At 39.6% G+C, this 22,256-nt stretch carries 20 protein-coding genes, 5 tRNA genes, 1 pseudogene and 1 other annotated feature; of the genes and pseudogenes, 2 read left to right on the top strand and 24 right to left on the bottom strand.

Annotated elements, in window-relative coordinates:
- Positions 1–45: 45 nt before the first annotated feature.
- The 3 genes and pseudogenes from VER_RS09235 to VER_RS09225 all read right to left on the bottom strand — a co-directional run.
- A pseudogene (locus VER_RS09235) lies at positions 46–762 on the bottom strand (pseudouridine synthase); the annotation flags it as partial.
- Positions 763–766: 4 nt separating this feature from the next.
- Positions 767–1,321: an SMC-Scp complex subunit ScpB gene (scpB, locus tag VER_RS09230; protein ID WP_162100535.1), complete on the bottom strand. Its 555-nt coding sequence runs from the start codon at positions 1,319–1,321 to the stop codon at positions 767–769.
- A 137-nt stretch (positions 1,322–1,458) separates the two neighbouring features.
- The gene (locus VER_RS09225) at positions 1,459–2,196 is read right to left on the bottom strand and encodes a ScpA family protein (protein WP_162100534.1); all 738 of its coding nucleotides are present in this window, start codon (positions 2,194–2,196) and stop codon (positions 1,459–1,461) included.
- Between the two features lie 210 nt (positions 2,197–2,406).
- Between VER_RS09225 and VER_RS09220 the strand changes: the two genes are divergently transcribed.
- Positions 2,407–4,233 (top strand): phosphoethanolamine transferase, encoded by a 1,827-nt coding sequence (locus VER_RS09220; RefSeq protein WP_162100533.1) that lies wholly within the window; start codon positions 2,407–2,409, stop codon positions 4,231–4,233.
- Between the two features lie 158 nt (positions 4,234–4,391).
- A complete protein-coding gene (locus VER_RS09215) occupies positions 4,392–5,777 on the top strand; it encodes a PHB depolymerase family esterase (RefSeq protein WP_162100532.1) in 1,386 nt (461 codons plus the stop codon).
- An 89-nt stretch (positions 5,778–5,866) separates the two neighbouring features.
- Here the strand turns inward: VER_RS09215 and VER_RS09210 are convergent, their stop codons facing one another.
- From VER_RS09210 to proB, 21 genes are all read right to left on the bottom strand, one after another.
- Positions 5,867–6,319 carry a GNAT family N-acetyltransferase gene (locus tag VER_RS09210; RefSeq protein ID WP_162100531.1) on the bottom strand — a complete coding sequence of 151 codons (453 nt, stop codon included), beginning with the start codon at positions 6,317–6,319 and terminating at the stop codon, positions 5,867–5,869.
- Positions 6,320–6,540: 221 nt separating this feature from the next.
- A tRNA-Leu gene (locus tag VER_RS09205) sits at positions 6,541–6,629 on the bottom strand.
- Between the two features lie 16 nt (positions 6,630–6,645).
- Positions 6,646–6,720, bottom strand: a tRNA-Cys gene (locus VER_RS09200).
- 6 nt (positions 6,721–6,726) lie between these two features.
- Positions 6,727–6,801: transfer RNA gene (locus VER_RS09195), tRNA-Gly, on the bottom strand.
- A 5-nt stretch (positions 6,802–6,806) separates the two neighbouring features.
- Positions 6,807–6,882, bottom strand: a tRNA-Phe gene (locus VER_RS09190).
- 5 nt (positions 6,883–6,887) lie between these two features.
- Positions 6,888–6,963, bottom strand: a tRNA-Asp gene (locus tag VER_RS09185).
- A 309-nt stretch (positions 6,964–7,272) separates the two neighbouring features.
- A complete protein-coding gene (locus VER_RS09180; RefSeq protein WP_162100530.1) occupies positions 7,273–7,983 on the bottom strand; it encodes an ABC transporter ATP-binding protein in 711 nt (236 codons plus the stop codon).
- Position 7,984: 1 nt separating this feature from the next.
- The gene (locus tag VER_RS09175) at positions 7,985–8,743 is read right to left on the bottom strand and encodes an ABC transporter ATP-binding protein (protein ID WP_162100529.1); all 759 of its coding nucleotides are present in this window, start codon (positions 8,741–8,743) and stop codon (positions 7,985–7,987) included.
- 10 nt (positions 8,744–8,753) lie between these two features.
- On the bottom strand, positions 8,754–9,779 hold the full coding sequence (locus VER_RS09170; RefSeq protein ID WP_162100528.1) for a branched-chain amino acid ABC transporter permease: 1,026 nt from the start codon (positions 9,777–9,779) through the stop codon (positions 8,754–8,756).
- On the bottom strand, positions 9,779–10,660 hold the full coding sequence (locus VER_RS09165; protein ID WP_162100527.1) for a branched-chain amino acid ABC transporter permease: 882 nt from the start codon (positions 10,658–10,660) through the stop codon (positions 9,779–9,781). Before VER_RS09165 ends, VER_RS09170 begins: the two co-directional genes overlap by 1 nt.
- A 58-nt stretch (positions 10,661–10,718) precedes the next feature.
- Positions 10,719–11,858, bottom strand: coding sequence for an ABC transporter substrate-binding protein (locus VER_RS09160; protein ID WP_370456480.1), 1,140 nt, complete (start codon positions 11,856–11,858; stop codon positions 10,719–10,721).
- Positions 11,859–12,192: 334 nt separating this feature from the next.
- Positions 12,193–12,389, bottom strand: a binding site (T-box leader).
- A gap of 87 nt (positions 12,390–12,476) precedes the next feature.
- Positions 12,477–13,076: an MBL fold metallo-hydrolase gene (locus tag VER_RS09155; protein ID WP_162100526.1), complete on the bottom strand. Its 600-nt coding sequence runs from the start codon at positions 13,074–13,076 to the stop codon at positions 12,477–12,479.
- Positions 13,077–13,114: 38 nt separating this feature from the next.
- The gene (locus tag VER_RS09150; RefSeq protein WP_162100525.1) at positions 13,115–14,623 is read right to left on the bottom strand and encodes a TrkH family potassium uptake protein; all 1,509 of its coding nucleotides are present in this window, start codon (positions 14,621–14,623) and stop codon (positions 13,115–13,117) included.
- A gap of 12 nt (positions 14,624–14,635) precedes the next feature.
- Entirely contained in the window at positions 14,636–15,985 is a 1,350-nt protein-coding gene (gene trkA, locus VER_RS09145) for a Trk system potassium transporter TrkA (RefSeq protein WP_162100524.1), read from the bottom strand.
- A 52-nt stretch (positions 15,986–16,037) separates the two neighbouring features.
- A complete protein-coding gene (locus VER_RS09140; RefSeq protein WP_162100523.1) occupies positions 16,038–17,000 on the bottom strand; it encodes a S1 RNA-binding domain-containing protein in 963 nt (320 codons plus the stop codon).
- Between the two features lies 1 nt (position 17,001).
- On the bottom strand, positions 17,002–17,364 hold the full coding sequence (gene rsfS, locus VER_RS09135) for a ribosome silencing factor (protein ID WP_162100522.1): 363 nt from the start codon (positions 17,362–17,364) through the stop codon (positions 17,002–17,004).
- Positions 17,365–17,389: 25 nt separating this feature from the next.
- A complete protein-coding gene (locus VER_RS09130; protein ID WP_162100521.1) occupies positions 17,390–18,457 on the bottom strand; it encodes an LCP family protein in 1,068 nt (355 codons plus the stop codon).
- 11 nt (positions 18,458–18,468) lie between these two features.
- Complete coding sequence (yqeK, locus tag VER_RS09125; RefSeq protein WP_162100520.1) at positions 18,469–19,038, bottom strand: bis(5'-nucleosyl)-tetraphosphatase (symmetrical) YqeK; 570 nt, start codon at positions 19,036–19,038, stop codon at positions 18,469–18,471.
- A gap of 15 nt (positions 19,039–19,053) precedes the next feature.
- Positions 19,054–19,665, bottom strand: a complete 612-nt coding sequence (gene nadD / locus VER_RS09120; RefSeq protein ID WP_162100519.1) for a nicotinate-nucleotide adenylyltransferase — start codon at positions 19,663–19,665, stop codon at positions 19,054–19,056.
- A gap of 142 nt (positions 19,666–19,807) precedes the next feature.
- A complete protein-coding gene (locus VER_RS09115) occupies positions 19,808–21,067 on the bottom strand; it encodes a glutamate-5-semialdehyde dehydrogenase (protein WP_162100518.1) in 1,260 nt (419 codons plus the stop codon).
- 9 nt (positions 21,068–21,076) lie between these two features.
- The gene (proB, locus tag VER_RS09110; protein ID WP_162100517.1) at positions 21,077–22,243 is read right to left on the bottom strand and encodes a glutamate 5-kinase; all 1,167 of its coding nucleotides are present in this window, start codon (positions 22,241–22,243) and stop codon (positions 21,077–21,079) included.
- Positions 22,244–22,256: the final 13 nt, after the last annotated feature.

Here is a 22,256-nt window from a genome sequence, read left to right as displayed (position 1 = left end):
ATTAACCGTATCACCACTGCTTGTTTTACCAAATGGTAATTTACAAAGAGCTTTCAATTGGCGCACTTCCTCCCCTTGTAATTTACGGTACGCGCCACGTTTCAAACCAGCTAAGGTCAAACCACCATAAGCAATTCGTTTTAAGTTATATACACTATATTTAAAATGTTCAAACATGCGACGAACTTGGCGATTACGGCCTTCATGAATCGTAATTTCAACCGTAGTCGTATTCGTTTTACTATCAAAACCATAGTCTACTAATTCTGCAGGCGAAGTAACGCCATCTTCTAAAGAAACACCTTGACTCAAAGCCTCTAAGTGTTCATCTAATACACGACCTTTAAGCTTGACTTCATAAGTCTTAGTAACCCCTTTAGAAGGATGCATTAAAGCTTGAGCTAAAGCGCCATCATTAGTAAATAGCAATAAACCTTCCGTATTATAATCCAAGCGTCCTACAGGATAAACGCGGGTCTTAATATCCTTTAAATAGTCCATGACCGTAGCACGACCTTGAGGATCACCTACAGAAGTAATACTCCCTTTCGGTTTATTGAAAATATAATATTCTAAAGCTTCTGGCTCAATTCGTTGACCGTCAATTTTAACACGATCAATGGCTGGATTAATTTTAACGCCTAACTCCGTTATAAATCGACCATTTACTTGTACTTTGCCTGCTACAATTAATTCTTCTGCCTTACGGCGCGACACATAGCCACAACGACTAATATATTTTTGCAAACGTTCTGTTTCCATTTATTTACGTCTCCTTACTTACCGTTAACTCATCTTGGGTAGCCACTTCTTGCTTTAATGTTTCCACCGACTCAATGCCTACACTGCGTAAAAATGTATCCGTCGTGCCATATAATACAGGCCGGCCAATACTTTCTTTACGTCCTAATTCCATCACTAAATCACGAGTTACTAATTGTTTTAATACTTTCTCACAATTGACGCCACGAACTTCTTCAATCTCACTTTTAGTAACAGGCTGTTTAAAAGCTATAACAGCCAAAGTCTCCATAGCTGCTGGCGATAAACGATCCTCCCGTTGCCGAATTTGACTTACATAAGCACTACTTTCAGGCGCACTTACAAGCTCAGCACCAACGCCACTCAGTTTAAGCCGAAGGCCTCGCTGATAAGTTACTAATTGTTCACTATAAAGTTGTAATACCTGGTCTAAAGCCGCTTCATCAAGGTTAAATAATTCACCTAATAAAGCAAGTGGCACCGGCTTAGCTGCGGAAAATAACACCGCTTCTAAATGGGCCAACAACGAGGTGTCCGTAGGCTGATTCACATCTGTCATACTGTATTGTCTTACCTTTCTTTGTTCGTATCTTTATTTCTATTTTTAGTTCTATCTTTCTTTAGTTCTATCTTTGTTTCAATCTTTACAGCTATCTTTATTTATATAAATTTAAGGCTAGGACTGCCTGTCTCTAACTATACCATTTCACTAATTAAAGTTACATCTTCAAGGGAGCCATCATTAGTACTATCTACAGGCGCACTAATGGTAAAAATCTGCCGCTTCAGTAATTCTAAAACGGCAATAAACATAGTTACTTTAGCCGCTCTTACAGTCACTTCTTCTAGTAGTCCTATAAAGCTAAAGCGTCGTGTTTGCTTAGCCCGAAGCAATAAGGAATCAATCATTTCATCCAAACTATAGGCCTCTTTTTCCACTGTAACCTTAGGTGGCTCTGGCACCACTTCTTGTGAACGCTCATAACAAGATTTAAAAATAGTATATAATTGAGCAATGTCAAATCGAAACACTGACTCCTGCCCCCATTGACTAAGCGCATCGGGACGACTAAAGCTTTGACTACTCATTTCGGTCTTCTCTGTCAAGGCTTCTGTCAATTCTTTAATCTGTTTGTATTCTAATAAATTCGCTACTAATTCATCGCGAGGATCCTCTGTTTCCTCTGGATTTAGCGGTGCTGTCCGTGGCAATAACATCCGAGATTTAATCTGCAACAACGTAGCTGCCATAACTAAAAATTCACTACTATATTGAATATCAAATGTCTGCCACAATTCCAATTGAGCCATATATTGCGAAGTAATTTCAACAATAGGAATGTCATAAATATCTATTTTATGTTTTTCAATTAAATGGAGTAATAAATCTAGAGGCCCTTCAAAAACGGCCAATTTATATTCGTAGGATTTCATCCTGTCTCCTTACCTTATAGTCAAACAAATAAGAGGGGTTATGCGCCCCTCTTTTTTGCTATCACGAAGTCTCGATAACCTTTTTCTCATTGTATCATAGAAATTTACCATTTAACAACCTAATAAAGTCGTAAAATCGTATTATCTCCTTGTAATTTTACAGTAATTCTGCTATCTTATTGATGATATTATATTATAAAGGACTTGACTATGAAACCACTATCTTTTTGGTGGCGTAACGCCATCTTACAGGCAGCCTTGTGGTGTATCCTCATCTTTGCCGTCTTTTACTACATTTACGAACCCATTACGTTAGGCTTTGATTGGGAAGATGTAACCTTATTAGCGATCCCTTCGCTATTGGGATTAGCCTTATTTCAACAATTAATACGTAGCACCTTATGGCATCGTGTATTTTTAGGCCATGGTCTCTTAGGCCTTAGTTGGGCCTTAACCTACCCTTTGCTATATCATTGGTCCTACACTAAACCATTTTACTTTTATGAGTTTTTCCCTGATTTTTTATTTGGCGCCTTACTCTTTATGGGGCTTAGTTTAATACACTATTTCATTGTGTACCACTTACCGTACCGTCGTAGAGTGAGTGTTATTATGGCCCTTATTCAATGGTTGCTTTCCATTATTCCTTTAATTCAAATTGGCTACTATATTAACACTTGGCATTGTTTAACACCAGCTACCCTCATGGCCTTGTACCAAACAAATCCTGAAGAAGCCTTTGGTTTCTTAAAAAGTGCTGGTGGCGTAACTGGTCTTATTGCCATGGCACTTGGTGCCATATTACTATTTGCCTTCTATTATTGGTCTAATGAAGGCATGAGTAAACTAGCTAGACGTCAAGTTATGACGAAATTCCGTCTAGGTGGTTTAAGCACGGTCTGCTTAGCTTGTGCGATTTACTTACCATTCGGTTTTTATGAAACCGATATTGTAAGAAACTGGTGTGATGTAGCCACTTATATGAAAGAATTACAACAATATAGTGAAAAACATCAAGCTATTTATAATGATTTACAATTAACGACTAAAGAAACGGCAGCGCAAAAAGTACCAGGTACAGTCATTCTCGTCATCGGTGAATCGTCTTCACGCAATTACATGAAAGTGTACAATCCTAATTTCGAGTATGATGATACGCCTTGGCAAAGTGAAATGGCTGCCAATAATCCTAATTTTATCTTTTTCCGCAATGCCTATTCTTCGTACGTACAAACCGTGCCCACTTTAGAGCGAGCCTTGACAGAACGCAATCAATACGATGATAAACCCTTCTTAGAATCCGCCAGTATCTTAGATGTAGCTAAAAAAGCTGGTTATTTTACTAGTTGGTTTAGTAACCAAGGGGTATATGGCGAATATGATACAGCTATCTCCCTCATTGCAAAAACTGCGGATCGTCCGTTATGGGCCCACGAAGCATACATGTTCTCCGATAAATATGATGGTGTTTTATTACCTTTATTAGACCAAATCGAACCCTATAAGAACAATTTTATTGTCATTCACATTATGGGCAGTCATATTTATTATAATGATCGCTATCCTCATGAGTTCAGCAAATGGAAAGTAGGCGAAGTGCCACAAGGGAAAGAAGCGTATGCCAATAGTCAATTATATACCGACTGGCTTTTACAGCAAATTTATACGTATGGGAAAAATAAATTAAATTTACAAGCCATGATTTATTTCTCTGATCATGGTGAAAGTTTACATCACTCCCATAATCCAGATATTTTTGACTTCGATATGACCCGCATTCCCCTCTGGGTCTATGTATCACCAGAATATGAAGCGGCCTACCCAGAAACTACGTCTATCCTACGCGATCATGAACGGAAATATTTTACCAACGACTTACTCTATGATTTAGTAGCTGGTATTTTACAAGCCCCTTCTAATCGCTACGATCGAAGCCGTGACTTCAGTAACCCAAATTATCGATTCGATAAATATAATTTAACTACTTTATTAGGCCAAGAACCCTTAACCAATGACCCTGAAGCAGTTGACCCATAAAATTTCTTAACACGATTAATATAATAAGTATTTAAAAAGCAACACCTATAGTAAAACAAAAGTTCAAACTATAAGGCTGTTGCTTTTTTCATAAAAATATCATATATAAAATCTATACTCCTATTACAAAGAAAGGACTTATAAAGAAAGGACTTATTATGAAACAAAAACTACTACTAACGACTACAATAATTGCCCTCTTAGGAGGCTTACCAAGTACTCAATTGCAGGCCGCTGCCCCAACTACTAATACTATGTCGCAACTTATCTATGAGGATACCCTTCCTAATAAACAGTCACATATAGTAAATGCTAAGGCTATTACTAAAGTCTATGGCGACGGCGAACAATTGGATCGCATACTATTAACCTATGACACGCCACTTCGTAGCGATTCCTTACAAGTGGAAGACTTTACTGTACCTAATCGAACAATTACTGCCGTATCACTCATTGATTCACCAGATGTGACAAATAGTAAAAACGTTGCTACCAGTCCTTATGTGCTCCTTCAACTCAGCCCTTTACCTATGACAAGCCAAGGCGCCACTATGAGTAAACCTACTGTAGACGCCCATCCTGAAGAACATACTACAGGTCAAAGCCCTTTTCAAGGTGGCCCTAAATTAGGCAGTTCTGGTAATCCACAGCCCTTGCCTACTTTCGATACTACCTTAGCCCAAGTAGGTATTGTGAAAACAGCTTCAGATAAATTAATATTACCAGAGAAGAATATTACCACCACAAGTACGGATGAACTAGTCATCAAAGATTTCCAACCAGGTATTTTTGTAGACAGTGCTCAAAACAATGCGACCTTACAATACAATTTGTATATACCAAAAGATTATGATCCTACCAAGAAATATCCATTAGTCGTATTCTTACATGATGCTGGCACCGTATCACCTGAGGTTAAAGCTACCTTAGTACAAGGCCTAGGTGCTATTGCTTTTGCTAGCCCTGAATGGCAGGCAAATCATCCCTCTTTTGTATTAGCTCCTCAATATGATACAGTCATTGTAAATGATCAATATCAATATGGACCTGAATTAGATCGTACAATCCATTTAATTAATGAATTAGCAGAACAGTATGCTATTGATAAAGACCGTATCTATAATACGGGCCAATCCATGGGTGCTATGGCTTCTACACAGTTAGATATTAACTATCCTGACTTCTTCGCAGGATCTTATTTAATCGCCGGCAAATGGGACGATACGATTACAGCCCCTTTAGGCAATCAAAATATTATGGCCCTAGTATCCGCCGGGGACCCTGGTGCTAAACCATCCTTCGATAAAATTATGAACAACTTAGAAGCATCTCATCACACGGTGGTGCGCGCTACAGTTAACCCAGAGACAGATTTAGCCAAAGCCAGTGAAACCATAGGCGACGCCTTTACCCCCTATAGCCATCTTTATTATTTTACCTTTGAAGGTGGCAATCATCGCTCCACTTGGCAATATGGCTATAGTATTAAGCCTGCCTTAGAATGGCTATTTCAGCAAAAACGTCCTGCTTCCCAAAAACGTTAAACTTCTAAAGGAATTACAAAAAAGCGAAGTAAAGCTCTTTGAGCCTTACTTCGCTTTTTATGTATGCCTAACTGAGGCCTTATGATTCTTTATACTAATGGCAAGGATAGATGAACAACCGTACGCACTGGTTTCTTTACATTTCTATCAGTGCTCTTAAATCCTAATGCTTTATATAGCTCTTTAGCACTTTCCATGCTTGGTAAACTATCTAATAATAATGTTCTGTACCCTTTTTCTTTCGCTTCTTCCACTACAATATGAGCAATGTTCATACCTAGGCCCGTACGACGGAATTCAGGACGTACATACAGGCGTTTCATTTCAGCCGTTTCATAATTGACATGGCGTAAAGCAACACAACCAGCCGGTGCACCATCTACAAAAGCAATATATAATGCTTCTCTATCACCTTTATACTTTTCTTCTAACCCTTCAAATTCTTTTATATCAGCCGCTACACCGAGGGACCGAACATACTCAACAAATAGTCTTTTAACTTCATCAATATACTTGTGACCATCCCGTAGTTCAAAGTTCATACAAAATCCTCCTTTAGCTAGGCCTGATAGTATGCTAACTACAGAAATCCTAGCACTTACCTTTACAACTAACAAACTACAAAACTACCTGCCAAAAGAATCATTTTACTTCCATGATTAATTCTTTATTATATTAGTTCGCTATGGAGGATAAAAATTCCTGCTTTTGATTTAAAACTTCTTAAAATAAAAATAGACTGAACACGAATGTTCAGTCTAAATGGTGCCGAGGACCGGAATCGAACCGGTACGGTTGTCTCCAACCGACGGATTTTAAGTCCGTTGCGTCTGCCTGTTCCGCCACCCCGGCATGGGTGGAATATATATGGAGGCGGCACCCAGAATCGAACTGGGGAATAAAGGTTTTGCAGACCTCTGCCTTACCGCTTGGCTATGCCGCCAAAAAGTGGAGCGGAAAACGAGATTCGAACTCGCGACCCCCGCCTTGGCAAGGCGGTGCTCTACCACTGAGCTATTTCCGCACACATGGTGCCCCAGGACAGAATCGAACTGTCGACACAAGGATTTTCAGTCCTTTGCTCTACCGACTGAGCTACCGGGGCAAACGTGGCGACCCCGATCAGATTTGAACTGACGATCTTCGCCGTGACAGGGCGACATGTTAACCGCTACACCACGGGGCCGTTTACGTTACTTTGTTATTATAGGGGTTTCAGAAGTAAATGTCAAGCAACTTTTTTAAAAGATTTTTAAGCTTTTGTTGTTCACTTCCGTATGCCTTAACAACGAAAATAATTCTACCATTTTTTAAACCACTTTGTCTAGTGCAAATTTAAAATTTTATTTCAAAAATTTCTTTTGCTTTAAAAATCCATATATACTAAGGCTTTATACCCATGTCCAAAGACTGTAATCTGTTGCACTAAGGCCCTATTTTAATACATGATATATCTCTTCTACTATACGATGTACTCTTCCCATACACTAAGCGTCTATTCCGATTTGCCACCTAAGTAAGCATCCATAACTCTTGGATTATTAGCAATTTCTTGAGCTGTACCATGAAGCACAATTTTTCCTGTTTCTAATACATATGCATAATCGGAAATCTTTAGGGCTTGTCGAGCATTTTGTTCTACTAATAATATAGTCGTGCCAGCTGCATTAATTTCTTTAATTGTTTTAAAAATATCAGTAACCACTAAAGGAGCAAGCCCCATGGAAGGCTCGTCTAATAGCAATAATTTAGGTCTAGCCATAAGAGCCCTACCAATGGCCAACATTTGCTGTTGACCACCTGACAACGTGCCTCCTAGCTGATAGCTTCGTTCATCTAAAATAGGAAAACGTTGAAATACAGCCTTTATATCTTGTTCAATTTCTTTATCTTTACGCGTATAAGCGCCCATTTCTAAATTTTCATAGACAGACATATCTTGTAAAATCTGACGGCCTTCTGGGACTAAAGAAATCCCCTGTTTCACAATGTCATGGGTCTTCTTATGCCGAATATCCACGCCATCGAAATGAATACTACCGGCTGAGGGATGCAAGAGCCCCATAATAGTACGCATCGTTGTAGATTTACCAGCACCATTAGCACCGATTAAAGATACAATGGCCCCTTCAGGCACTTCAAAACTAATATTTTTAATGGCCGTTATATTACCATAACCAGCCACTACACCTTCTACAGTCAGCATATTATCCCTCCTTCCCTAAATACGCTTCAATAACTAATGGATTCGCTTGAATTTCTGCTGGCGTACCTTCGGCAATTTTTTTACCAAAGTTAAATACTACCAAGCGATCACAAATATTCATCATCAAGGACATATCATGTTCGATTACAATTACAGTAATTCCTAAATCACGAATTTTTCCTATTAACTGACGCAATACTTCCGTTTCACTATCATTCATACCCGCTGCTGGTTCATCCAATAAAATTAACTGAGGATGGGTCGCCAAAGCACGGGCAATCTCTAATCGGCGCTGTTTACCGTAGGGTAAGGAAGTAGCCACTGTATTAGCATCGTCTGCTAAGCCCACGAACTCTAAGAATTCATAGGCAATACCACGACAACGTTCTTCTTCAATGCGTTGTCGCTTCGTTCGCAAAAAACTACTTAAAAAGCCTGAACCTGTACGACAATGCATACCAGTAAATACAGTGTCTAAGGCTGTCATATTACCAAAGAGGCGAATATTTTGAAAGGTACGAGCAATGCCCATTTCCACTGTTCGATGAGGCTTTATACCTACAATGGATAAACCATCAAATACAATCTCCCCATCAGATACGGGAAATACACCGGTAATCAAGTTAAATAGAGTCGTTTTACCGGCGCCATTAGGTCCAATCACACCATATACTTCCCCTTGCTCTACGCCAAAGGATATGCCTGTCAATGCAGCAATACCGCCAAAGCGTTTACTTACGTCATTCAATTCTAATAACATGGCTATCCTCCTAACGTGAATTATCTTTTGGCTGATCTAAATGCTCAGCCCGCATGCGTTGAAATCGTTCAGTTAATACTTGTTTTTCAGCTGTTGGCTTATACTCCTGTATCCAGCCAAAACGACGACCAATGCGCTCTACTACCTGTTCCGTAATCAAGCCATCAGGACGAACAGCCATAAGTACTACTAGCAAAATACCATAAATGACATCGCGATAGTCTGCCATAAATCGCAAAACTTCTGGTAATAAGGTTAGCACAAAGGAGCCTAGTAAAGAGCCCCATACCACATTAGAACCACCAAATACAGGATATAGTAGAATTTGTACTACTTTATGATAGCTAAAATCGGTAGGATTAATAAAAAAGGTTATGTGCGCATATAAACCGCCACCTACGCCAGCTACAAAAGCACCAATCATAAAGGCTGCCATTTTATAATACACTACATTAATCCCCATCAATTCCGCTGCATGAGCATCTGCTTTAATGGCTGCAAAAGCACGGCCAATACGACTATGATTAATGCGAACACAGAAGAAAATCAATAAGCTTAAAAGAATCAATAAGATAAGAACTAAACCAATATTACCCAAGGTTTGTGCATCTAAATCACCAATACTATCTAAACCAATTTCATAGAAAAATACGGTAATTTCTTGAGCAATAGACGGAATCCCAGATAAGCCTAAAGCTCCATTAGTGATATCCAAATTAAGGAATATAACACGCACCACTTCACCAAAGCCAAGGGTGGCAATAGCTAAATATAGACCTTGTAAACGCGTTGTAGGTAAGCCAATAATAAAGGCCACAAGCATAGCACATAAACCACCAATGAGAATGGCTAAACTAATAGGTAAAGACAACTTCAAGGTCAATAGAGCGGCTACATAAGCGCCTACACTCATAAAACCAGCAGCGCCAAGGCTCAACTGGCCAGTAGCTAACGTAATATAGATAGAAATGCCCATAATAGCATTAACAATCATAAACATAATAATTTGTAGATAATAGGGATTAAATATATCCATTATGGTCTACCCCCTTTATCTTTAGAGCCAAAGAGTCCTTGTGGACGCCAGAATAATAAAATAATAATTAAACCGAAGGCTACGGCATCCCGATAGGATGAATCGCCATAAGCTACGGTCAATACTTCCGCTAAGCCCAAAATAAAACCACCAGCCATAGCACCAGGAATATTGCCTAAACCACCTAAAATAAGTACTGCTAACCCTTTAAAGCCAATAACCACGCCCATCATAGGCTCAATAGCATCAAAGGTAAGGCCTACTAATACACCAGCTGCCGCACCTAAAGCAGAAGCAACCATAACAGTTAAGGAAATAATAAAATTGGTATTAACCCCTAATAAGGAGGCCGTTTCCGTACTTAAAGAAGTAGCCCGTATGGCTTTACCAATCTTAGTGCGCTTCAGCCAAATATGTAATGCTACCATGAGCAAAATAGCGGTACCTAAGCTGATGATTTGTACCGTGGAAATTTTAAATAACTGAAAATCTATAACGCTACCAGTAAATTCGGTAGGAAAGGACCGCGTTTGCGGCCCCCAGATTAATAAAGCAACACTTTCTAAGAAAATAGATACCCCAATCGTACTAATTAAGGGTGCTAAATGGGATACTTGTTTACGCCGTAATGGCCGCAAAGCACAAACTTCCAAAGCATAGCCAAGTATGGCTCCTCCTACCATAGCCCCTAAAATAGCTATAAAAATATTAACGTGAAATTCTGTTACCAATAATAAACCTATAAAGGCACCTATCATAAATATGCCTCCATGAGCCATGTTGATAATGTTTAACACCCCAAAGACAAGTGTTAAGCCTAGAGCTATAACCGCATATGAGCTACCGAGGGTTAAGCCATTAATTAATTGTTGTATAAGCACTCTCTTTCGCTCCTTTTCTCAATATACTTACTATATGTACGCACTACTTAAAATAAAATTACTTTCCTTTAAGAGCATCATATTGACCATTTACCACTTCTAAAACCTGTACATCCATTTTAGGATTACGTTTTTCATCAAATACAAACTTACCAGTTACCCCGATAAAGTCTTTAAGATTAGCTAACGCATTTCTAAATTTCTCACGATCCGTAGTGCTACCCGAATCTTTCAAGGCCTTTTCAACCATATACATCCCATCATAGGCTTGCGCAGCAAATTGGTCTGGTTCAGTACCATATTTAGCTTTATAAGCAGCGCGGAAGTCACGTACTTTCTGATCATCTTTATTGGGGAACCAAGGTGTGCCTACAATAGCACCATCAGCGGCAGCACCAGCACCTTTAATAAAGACTGGTGTATTGAAACCATTGGAACCGATTACCTTTTGTGTCATCCCCATTTCACGCATTTTTTTCACAATCAAAATGCCTTCTTGATACAAGGACGCTACAATAACAATATCAGGATTAGCTCGTTGAATTTTAGTTAATTGAGCAGAAAAATCCGTATCTTTATCAGCAAATGTTTCTGAATCTACAATTTGTACGCCCAAGCTTTGTAACGTACTTTCTGCCGTTTTATTAACTGATACCATTTGGTCATTATTATTAGAATACATAATAGCCGCCGTTTTAAAACCAAGTTTTTCATGAGCTTGCTTAATAGCTTCCGCTACAGCAATAGATTCAGGTACTGCATTTCTAAAAGCGTAATCACCAATTTCAGTAATCCCTTCAGCAGTAGAAGTGGTAGTGAATACTACGGTTTTATTCTTATTAGCAATCGGCCCTGCTGCAAACATATCACCAGATAACATAGGGCCCACGACAGCCACTACATTATCTTTATGGATAACCTTGTTCATCGCATTAATAGCTTCATTTTTATCCCCTTTAGTATCTTCTACTTGTAATTTAATCTTAATGCTATTGGCCTCTTTATTAATCTCTTCTACTGCCAATTCAGCGCCATTTTTTACAGACTCACCATACGCAGCGGCCCCGCCTGAAGTCACTGTCAATAAGGCTACCTTAGCTTCATCACTATTCGCACTGCCTCCATTTGAGGAACCACAACCAGCTACCCCAATAGCTAAAGCGGTTACCAAAGATAAGCCAATCATATTGCGCATCATTCGCTTACTCATGTGTCCCATTTGCTTCATACCCATCATCTTCATACATCTCGTCCTCTCTCTCAAACTTTACAATTACAAAATCAATACATGTAATGACACAACACAGATTTTCATTGTCAAAAGACATTTTGTAGTAAAAAATTTTATGTACCTAAAGGCCCTATTTTTTATATAAAAAAACACGCTCCTACTTGCCACAGCAAATAGGGGCGTGAAAGCGCGGTACCACCCTACATTATACTTATGTAACCAAAGAACAAGTATGAGTTAGGCCACGCTAACTTGTAGACAACGGTGAATTTATAAAAAAGCGCCCCTATTCACGATTGTGAATAGGGGCGTCAAATACGCGGTACCACCCTACATTATACTTTGGTTATCACCCATAACGTGGGCTAAACGTCTTTCACTACATATCGCAAAAGAAACTCTCGAGTGAGTATTACATATCCGTGTGTATTAGCTCGCACCAACCGCTAACTCTCTGTATCAGTGACGTATATCTTTTATCTCGGTCATCGTTTGTATCTATGTTATGAACGTTATTATGCCTCAAGTAAAGACTTTTGTCAATAAGCAATATACATTTTTATTTATATCAAAATTAGATATAATCTATGCTTTTAAGTAATGGTTATGAATTAGCTCTGTTTCTAAAGTAGTGTCCTCTGCATGGCCAGGATGGATAATCAATTGAGGGTCCCAGCTCATAATACGTTGTAAGGACTGAGCCAAGACAGCCGCATCCCCATTGTAATTATTAGTAGCACCAATTGAATTTTTAAACAATGTATCCCCCGTGAAAATATGCTGTCCCCATTGAATCACCACACTGCCCTTACTATGACCGGGCGTTTCAAAAATAAACAATTTAAAGGGACCAATTTCTAAAGGACCTTCATGAAGCGGTATATAAGGAGATTGACATAAGCCTTTATAAGCAGACGGCATACGCCGCTTCGTATGTAACAGCTCATCATCACCAGGATGCATATATACAGGCACAGGTTTTATATGACGTACCCCATCCACTGCACAAATATGATCACAATGGCCATGTGTCAGCACAATCGCTAATAACTGATCATCACCAACCATATCCCATACTTTATGAGCGTGAAACCCTGGATCAATAATAATAGCCTGACCAGACTCTTTTAAGACATAGCAATTCGCTTTATATAAACCTAATGGCTGTTTTACAATTTGTGCCATTAAGAAGCTCCTTTCCCGCAAAATCCAAAACAGATCTACTATAGGCGACGATGTGTCCCCGTTGGTTGCCATACTTTATAACTACGTTTACGTCGTTTCAAGAAATACCCTTGCCAAAAATCAGGATGCAACAATACTAAGAGAGTAAATAATTCTAAACGACCTAATAGCATATCTAAGATGCAAATTAATTTAGCGATAGGATGTAAGATGGTAAACGACCCTTCTGGCCCTAAAGAACCAAAAGCTAATCCTACATTACCTAGAATACCTGCTACGCATTGTAACGATTCACCAAAACTAAGGCCTGTTGCTGATATGCCTAACGCGGAAATAGCAAACACGGTCATATACAGGAAGAAAAATTCTTGCGTCATTTGTACCCATTTCTGTGGCATTCGTTTCCCATTAATCGTAATGGATTGTACAATATCTGGATGAATCGCTTTGCGCAAATAGATAATTACACTTTTTATAAGAATAATAATACGAATAATCTTAATGCCACCAGTAGTGGAACCACTACAACCACCAAAGAAAGTGGCTGAAAAGAGCATCATTTGTGCTAATGGTGGCCATACATCATAATTTCCTAAAGCAAGGCCTGAGCCTGTTTGCATGGATACAAGCATAAAGGCCCCATTATTAATGGCATCGCCAAAGCTCTGCCCCCCTGCAAAGAATAAGGCCAACATGACAATAAGAATACCAATAGCTAAAATTAACAAGTACATACGATATTCAAAATCTTGCCAAACAGCACTTAAGCCACGTTGGAACACCGCATAATACACCGTAAAGTTACCACCTGCTAATATCATAAAAAACATGAGTAACCCTCGAATAATGCCATTTTCAGCATAAATATCAGCCACCCCAGTATTAGGTGTATAACCGCCTGTCGCAATGGTAGTAAAGGTCATATTAACGGCATCAAAATAACTCATGCCAGCTAAACATAAGGCAATAAAGCAAACCGCTGTGAATAATAAATAAATAGTCCATAATTTAAAGGCCATCGAACGAATTCTAGGCAATACAACACCTGGTCGTGGCACAGACGCTTCTGCATTAAATAGATGAGCTGAATCGGCCCCCAAATTCTTTAGGAATGCCAATACTAAGACGACAATCCCCATGCCCCCTAGCCAATGCGTTAAACTGCGCCAAAGGACATAGCTTGGTGGCAACACATCAATATCAGGAATGACTGAGGCGCCGGTAGCCGTAATACCTGATACAGACTCAAATACAGCATCAATAAAGTTAGGCAAAACACCACCAAAATAAAACGGTAAGGCTGCAAAAAAGGAAACTAAAATCCAAATAGAGCTTACCGTCAAAAAGCCGTCACGCAAACTATAAGACGAACTAGGCTCGCCATAATAATATAATAGCCCTCCTGTAACGGCTGCTAATAGGGCACTCATTAAGAAAGACACATATATTTCTTCGAATACCAAACCATAGCAGAATGGCACCAGCATAATAGCAGCCACCACTAAGATAAGTTGCCCTACTAGACGCATTACAATTTGTATACGCATACTCCACCTCTACTAAACTGGTTTCAAATAGGTCAACAATTTATTAACATGATTTGGCAAGGTAAAGAATACCATGTGATCCTCAGCATGTAGTACCGTATTACCTGTTGGCACAATGGTAGAGCCATCGCGCACAATTGCACCGACTAAGGCTTTCCCAGGTAATTTTAAATCTTTTAACGCACAATTTACAATGGGTGATACAGGACTTAATACAACTTCTACCGCTTCAGCCTTAGAGCCTTCAAAGGTTGAAATACTAACTACATTTTCCCCTTTGCGGACCATACGTAAAATCTCACCTGACGTGAGCAACCGTGGAGAAAATACTATATCAATCCCCACCTGTTCCATAAGCACAATATATTCCGGTCGCCCTACGCGAACTATCGTTTTAGGGACCCCTAAATGCTTGGCTAAAAGAGCCACCAACAGATTGAGTTTATCATCATCAGTTAAGCAAATAATAGCATCACAGTCTGAAATCTCTTCAGCCTCTAATAACTCCATATTGGTGCCATCCCCATTGATAATCATTGCGCTATCTACCATAGCCGCTAAATGTTCACAACGGTCTATATCTTTCTCAATGACTTTTACAATATAACCAGCTTTTTCAAGTAATACAGCTAAATTGCAACCAATAAGGCCAGCGCCAACTAATACAATCCGCTTTGTTTGTTCCAGCATAGCATCTTCATGAAACTCTTCCGCAATCTGTAAAATAGCGTCTCGAGCGCCAAGAATAAATACTTTATCCATCAATAATAAGCGACTTTCCCCATGAGGAATAATCATTTCCCCATTACGCAGAATTCCTACAATGATAACGCCTGCCGGAAATTGTATATCCCGTAATCGCTTGCCTACATATTGAACATCTTCATGCATTTTAAATTCCATGAGCCGTACAGCACCACTGGCAAAATCTTCTACATCAAGGGCTGCTGGCGTCTGTAATACTTGTACAATTTCTTGCGCCGATACCATTTCAGGATTAATAAATAAATCCACCCCTAATTGCTGTTGCAATTCACGGTTTTCCTCTTTCAAGTAATCATTATCACGAACGCGCGCAATCGTACGAGGAATGCCGCCAATTTTAGCAACGGAACAAGCCAGCATATTTACTTCATCAGAGTCAGTAACCGCTATGAGCATCCCCACATCATCCATGCCAATTTCTTTTAGCAATTGTAAGCTGCTCCCATTGCCCTGTACTAAGCTCACATCAAGGCTATTCTCTAAATTGCGAATACGCTCAGCTGATTTTTCAATAATATATACATCATGTTCATCTTGTACTAGTCGCTGTGCTACCGAGTAACCTACTTTACCAGCGCCTACAACAATAATTTTCATAATAAAACCCTCATACACTCTTACAAGGAAAGCAAAGTAAGGCGTAATGTAATTACGCCTCACCGGTTTGGCTCGTAGATTCACTAACCTGCTTAGCTGCGGTCGGCGTTTCTACCCCATCTGTCACTTCGCTAATTGCTTCAGCTGCTAAACGACCTGTTTCCGTCAATAAAGTCCAGCCATCTTCTTGCACTACTTTTTGTGCTTTCATCAAGTGACCTACAGCACGTTTAAAAGCGGCTTTACTAAAACCAAATTTCTCTTTAATAATTTCAGCCGATGTCTTATCACTATAGGGCATACGACCATTACGTTGCAATAAATACTGTAAAAGACGGTCCCCATCAATGGTAAGCGCTGTTTCCTTAACCGGGCGCATAGACACATTAATGCGACCATCATCTCGCTTATACGTAACCCGCGCTTTAATTAATTCCCCCACTTTAAGATGACGTGTCATTTCACTGCGATGTAAAAAGGCAATCCATCGTTCAGGGGTGATAAAAAAAGCACCATCAGGAGTAAAATTATAAATCGCTCCACGAACAATTTGTCCTACCGTAGCTTCTGTAGCCGGTTTCGCAGCGCGTCGCATAGCATCATCTACATCCATAGAGACTGCCAAACGGCCTGATTTATCCGTATATAAACGAACCCACACTTTTTCCCCTAATTGTGGTCGACCACGCATTTCTGCATGAGGCATAAAGATACCTCGTTCTGTACCCACTTCTACAAAGCAACCGAATTGAGTCGTATTAATTACTTCTACATAACCAATTTGACCTTCTTTTATAGCCGGTAAGCGCATACTAGCTGTTAAACGCCCCTTAGGATCGCGATATAAAAATACAGGTACTTCCTCACCAATAGCCACTGGTGCGGTTTGCTGTTCTTTGTGCAATAGAATATCATCATTCGTATTGCCTGTACCGCCATCTAAAAAGGCGCCTTGCTCACTTTCGCGTAATACTTTTAACGTAGCTAAGGTATTTTCTACTAATTCTGTAGCCATATTAAGCTCCTACAAATTCTACGCGAGCCGCGTCGCTCCAAAGTTGTTCCAACCCGTAGAAAGTACGAGTTTCTTTACCACCAAATACATGGCAAATAATATCGCCAAAATCAAGTAGAATCCATTCCCCTTCGTGATACCCTTCACGATGTAAAACGGTTACTCCTTCTTCGGCCCCTTTATCTTCAATTTCATCAGCAATACTCTGTGCTTGTTTTACATTAGAGGCACTAACTAATACAAAGTAATCCGCTAAACTAGATAAACCTTCTAAATCAAGGATTTCAATATCAGTTCCTTTTTTATCAAAACCGGCTTGTGCTAAAGTTAGTGCAATTTGTTTAATGTCTTGTTTCTCTTTCATGTATACTCCTTTATATATAAATTAATTATCCTTCTTTAGCCTTACTAGCATTACTTCCTTTGGAGTCATCCGTACTTCCATCACCGCCCCCTTCAATAGGGGTATTACCCAAAGTAATGCCTAATAATTGTTGGGCTTCTACAGGATCATAATTCCAGAAAATTTCATTGTTAATCGTTTCTTTAGTACCTGGCAAAATATAATATTGAATTTGACTAGCTGATAAACTGCCTAAGTTCATCACCAACTTAACAGCATCCATGGTAGTGATATTCGTGTCAAAATAACTCCATAAGCGCCAAATATGCCACATTTTAGAAATTGTCAACGTATCTTCTTGCGTTCCTAATAATTGTTTTAAAAACCGCTCTTGTCGCTGGGTACGACTAAAAGCATTTTTATCACTATCTACATAGCGTACATATTGCAACGCTTTATCAGCATCCAAGGTCTGATAACCTCGAGCTAAGTTAACATCTGCCTTACCCGTAGTACTATCCATATGAACCATTTCTTTTTCCACATACATATCTTGAGACCCTACTACATCTAAGGTCTTCTTAAACGCAGCTTCGTCTACTACAATAAAATAAGGGATAGGAATGTGAAACAAATCTTCTACAACGGCTTTAGTCAATTCAATATTACCAGAACTGTACATCGTATTAATCATCGCTACTGATTTTTTATCGCGACTATCAATCTTTGTATTTGATGGAATGCCAATAATATCAATATTTTTTTGTTGCTCATTAACAGACATCAAAAATAGCGAATCCCCTTGTGCTGGATTGGAGCTATCTTTACCGACTACTAAAATATACATAGGCTTATCTAACGATTTTTGTTCCAAAGGCACGGTAGGTCCTTTCGGCGTGGTTGTCGGTGGCGCTGCGTCCGTACTCGCTACCGTATTAGCCTCTCCAGTACCGGTGAAATAGCCTTTAGCCGCTTCATATCCTTTCATAATGCCAAATACTAGGCCGCCAAGAATAGCAATGAGTACGACTAATGCTAATACAACCCGCCCCCAGCGCACGCTATTCTTTTTACGTACACGCCTTTTAGGTCGTTTTTGTTCTTCTTGTTCCATGGCAATTCATCCTATCGACTTTTAATACGACGTACTATATCATTGCGTCCTAAAATTGTTTTAAAATAAATACTTAAACCTTGATCTAATAAATGACGAATCGTATTGTCATACCCAGCCAAAACGCCAGCTTCTAAATCTTTAAAAGCAATTTGACGTAGTTCAGCTACACCAGGGAAATCCCGAGTTTCTTCAATATAATCAGCTAAAAAGATAATCATATCCAATGGCGTCATACCTACACGCCCCGTCGTATGATAACGAATAGCCTCCAATATATGAGGATTAGTTACGCCATAGCGTGACCGCGCTAGAATAGCCCCACTCACGCCATGAAGCAAAGCACCATTTACATACATATCCACATCGATAGTTAAGCCACTTTTATCCACTAACTGCTGCATCTGTGATAGAGGAATTTCTTTAGCACAATCATGTAAAAGACCTGCTAAATACGCTTCTTCTGGATCTTCTCCATATCGTTCAGCTAAAGCGACTGCAGCCCGTGCTACACCTAACGTATGAGCAAATCGCTTGGAACTTAAACGAGTTTTTAAATCTTCAATTATCTCTTCATACATGTAAACAATCTTGCCTCACTTCTTATAAATATCATGTTTTGCAATATACTGTACTACTGCTTTAGGAATCATATAACGAACACTTCGCTTAGTACGCAAACGAGCTCGCAAGTCAGTAGCCGATAATTGCATTAATGGCACTTCCAATAAATGGATGCGCTCTTTGCCTACATCGCCAAAATATTGAATGATAGGTTCAATCGCTTGCGACCCATCAGGCCTAACAGCACCAATAAAGTGACATAGTTGTAATAATTCTTGAATATACTTCCAATTCGGCAAATCCTGAATGGTATCAGTGCCCGCAATAAAGTAATACTCTTTATCCTCACCATATAGATCTTTAAAATATTTAATTGTGTCCACTGTATAAGAGGGACCTTCTCGTTTAAATTCAATATCAGAGATGGTAAATTTAGGATTATCCATAACAGCGGCTGCTGTCATCTCATACCGATAACGCGCTTCAATCACATCATCATGTTTATGAGGCGGATGATACGCGGGAACAAAGATTACGCGCTCAAGGTCATACGCTTCTTGTGCCATTTCAGCAATCATTAAATGGCCTAGATGAATCGGATTAAAAGTGCCTCCTATAATACCAATCTTGCCTGTTTCTTTCATAGACTATCCATTATCCTCATAGCTAGTATTGATAATACAATCCACAGTAAAAGTGCAATTCCATAGGAACGCCATTCATAGCGCCCCTTAGGGCTTTTCATATATTGCCAATAAGCCTGCACTTTATAGAACCATCCTTTACTCATGAACGAATTTGTCCATCCCCTTCAACATAATACTTGTAGGACGTTAAAGCTAAAAGCCCCATTGGCCCTCGGGCATGTAACTTCTGTGTACTAATGCCGATTTCAGCACCTAAACCAAATTCGAAGCCATCCGTGAAACGAGTGGAAACATTCACATACACGGTAGACGCATCTACTTGCTGTAAAAAGGTTTGCGCAGTGGACTTATTTTCCGTAATAATACATTCTGAATGTTTGGTACTATATTGATTAATATGTGCTATAGCGGCCTCTACATTAGGCACAATTTTAACATTCATAATTAAATCGTTATATTCGGTGCTCCACGCCGTTGCCTTCGCCTCATGAATAGCTGGTACAATAGCGCGACTCGCTACATCTCCACGTAACTCTACTTGGTTTTTAAATAGTGCCTCCGCTACAATAGGTAAATATTCGTTAGCTACCCCTTCGTGAATAAGGAGCGTTTCTGCTGAATTACATACTGATGGGCGCTGTACCTTCGCATTAATAACGATTGGCACAATCTTATTGACATCACAATCTACATCCACATATACATGAACTACACCACTACCCGTTTCAATGACCGGAATGCGACTTTCTTCCACAATTCGTTTGATAAGACCAGCGCCACCACGAGGAATAACTACATCTATATATTCGTGTTGTTTTAGTAAATCTGACACAGCTGCGCGATCTGTAATGGACACTAATTGCACCGCATTAGCAGGCAAATTGACGCTCTCTAAGGCTTGACGAATTAAATCTACTAAACACTGATTCGAGTAAAACGCCTCTTTACCGCCACGCAAAATAACCGCATTGCCTGTTTTTAATGCTAACGCCGCAGCATCTACCGTCACATTAGGGCGAGCTTCATAGAACATAGCAATAACGCCTAGAGGAACACGCACTTTAGTAATCTGCATGCCATTCGGTCTTGTGCTAGACTCCATGACTTCACCAATAGGGTCTGGTAAATCCACTAGTTGGCGAACTCCTAAAGCCATCTGTTTAATCCGGTCTTCTGTAAGGCGTAATCGATCTAACATAATCGTAGGCAAATCATAATCACTCGACTTCGCCATATCCTGTTCATTGGCTGCTAAAATAGCTGCTATATTAGATTCTAATGTCTGTGCAATTGCTAATAATAAGGAATTTTTTACCTCCGTAGTTGCTAACTGGAGATCATTTGCTGCTAAACGAGCTTGTTGGCCCATTTCTTTAAAAAGAGTTGCATAATCTGTCATAAGAACCTCCTAACGCAGCACGACTAAATTATCTCGATGGATAACTTCTGCATGAGCTGATTGTACTTGTAAACGCCCTGCCACTTCATGCGAGTTACAACCTTTGATTTGTTCAATATCCTGAGAAGAAAAATTAACCATCCCACGAGCAATTTCTTCCCCTTCAAAGAGAATACTAATTGTTTCCCCTTCGTGAAACTCACCGGTCACAGCAGTAACTCCAACAGGCAATAAACTAGAGCCATTTTGTAATAATGCCTTAGCGCAGCCAGCATCAACTGAAACTGAACCTTTTAGGCGTGAACCAAACGCCATCCAACGTTTGCGCATATGAGGCTTAGTGTGACGGGCGACAAAATGCGTTCCTCGGGCCTCACCTCTCGCTATCACTTGAATAGAATCACTATGTTCACCTGAGGCAATGACCATATGAACCCCTGAATTAACTGCAATATTAGCAGCTTCTATTTTAGTAAACATACCACCAGTACCACGAGCGGTACCTGCTCCACCAGCAATTTCATAAATGTGAGGGGTAATAGTAGACACTTCACTAATTAATGTAGCTGTTGGCTCAGTTTGTGGATTAGCCGTATACAAACCTTCAATATCTGACAAAATAATCAATAAATCAGCTTCTACAATACTAGCTACGGTAGCTGATAATGTATCATTATCACCTATTTTGACTTCATCAATAGCCACTACGTCATTTTCATTAATAATAGGAATAACGCCTAACTCAATGAGTGAAAATAAAGTATTACGCAAATTAATATAGCGCGAGCGGTGTGTACTATCTTCACGAGTTAATAAAATCTGACCCACTGTATGTCCATATTCACGAAATAATTTTTCATACATATGAAGTAGTATTCCCTGTCCTACAGCAGCGGCGGCCTGCTTCATCGCAATATCTTTAGGTTTTTCTTTAAAACCTAACGGTGCTAGCCCTGCGCCCACCGCACCAGAACTGACTAAAATCATCTCCTTGCCTTGATTGGCCAAGTCTGCCAGTTGTTTTACTATGGCTTCAATACGATTTAAATTCAAGCGACCATTCGCGTAAGTCAATGTACTAGTGCCTACTTTCACTACAATACGCTTCGCCTTAGTCAATGCTTCGCGCCCTGTTACAAGATGTTCAACTGTATATGCTTGCTCTCTTTCACTCATAGGCGTCTCCTTC

This window comes from Veillonella sp. R32 (genome assembly GCF_010093125.1).
GTDB lineage: Bacteria > Bacillota > Negativicutes > Veillonellales > Veillonellaceae > Veillonella_A.
Note: the sequence above shows the minus strand (reverse complement) of the source record. Positions and strands in the feature narration are given on the sequence as shown.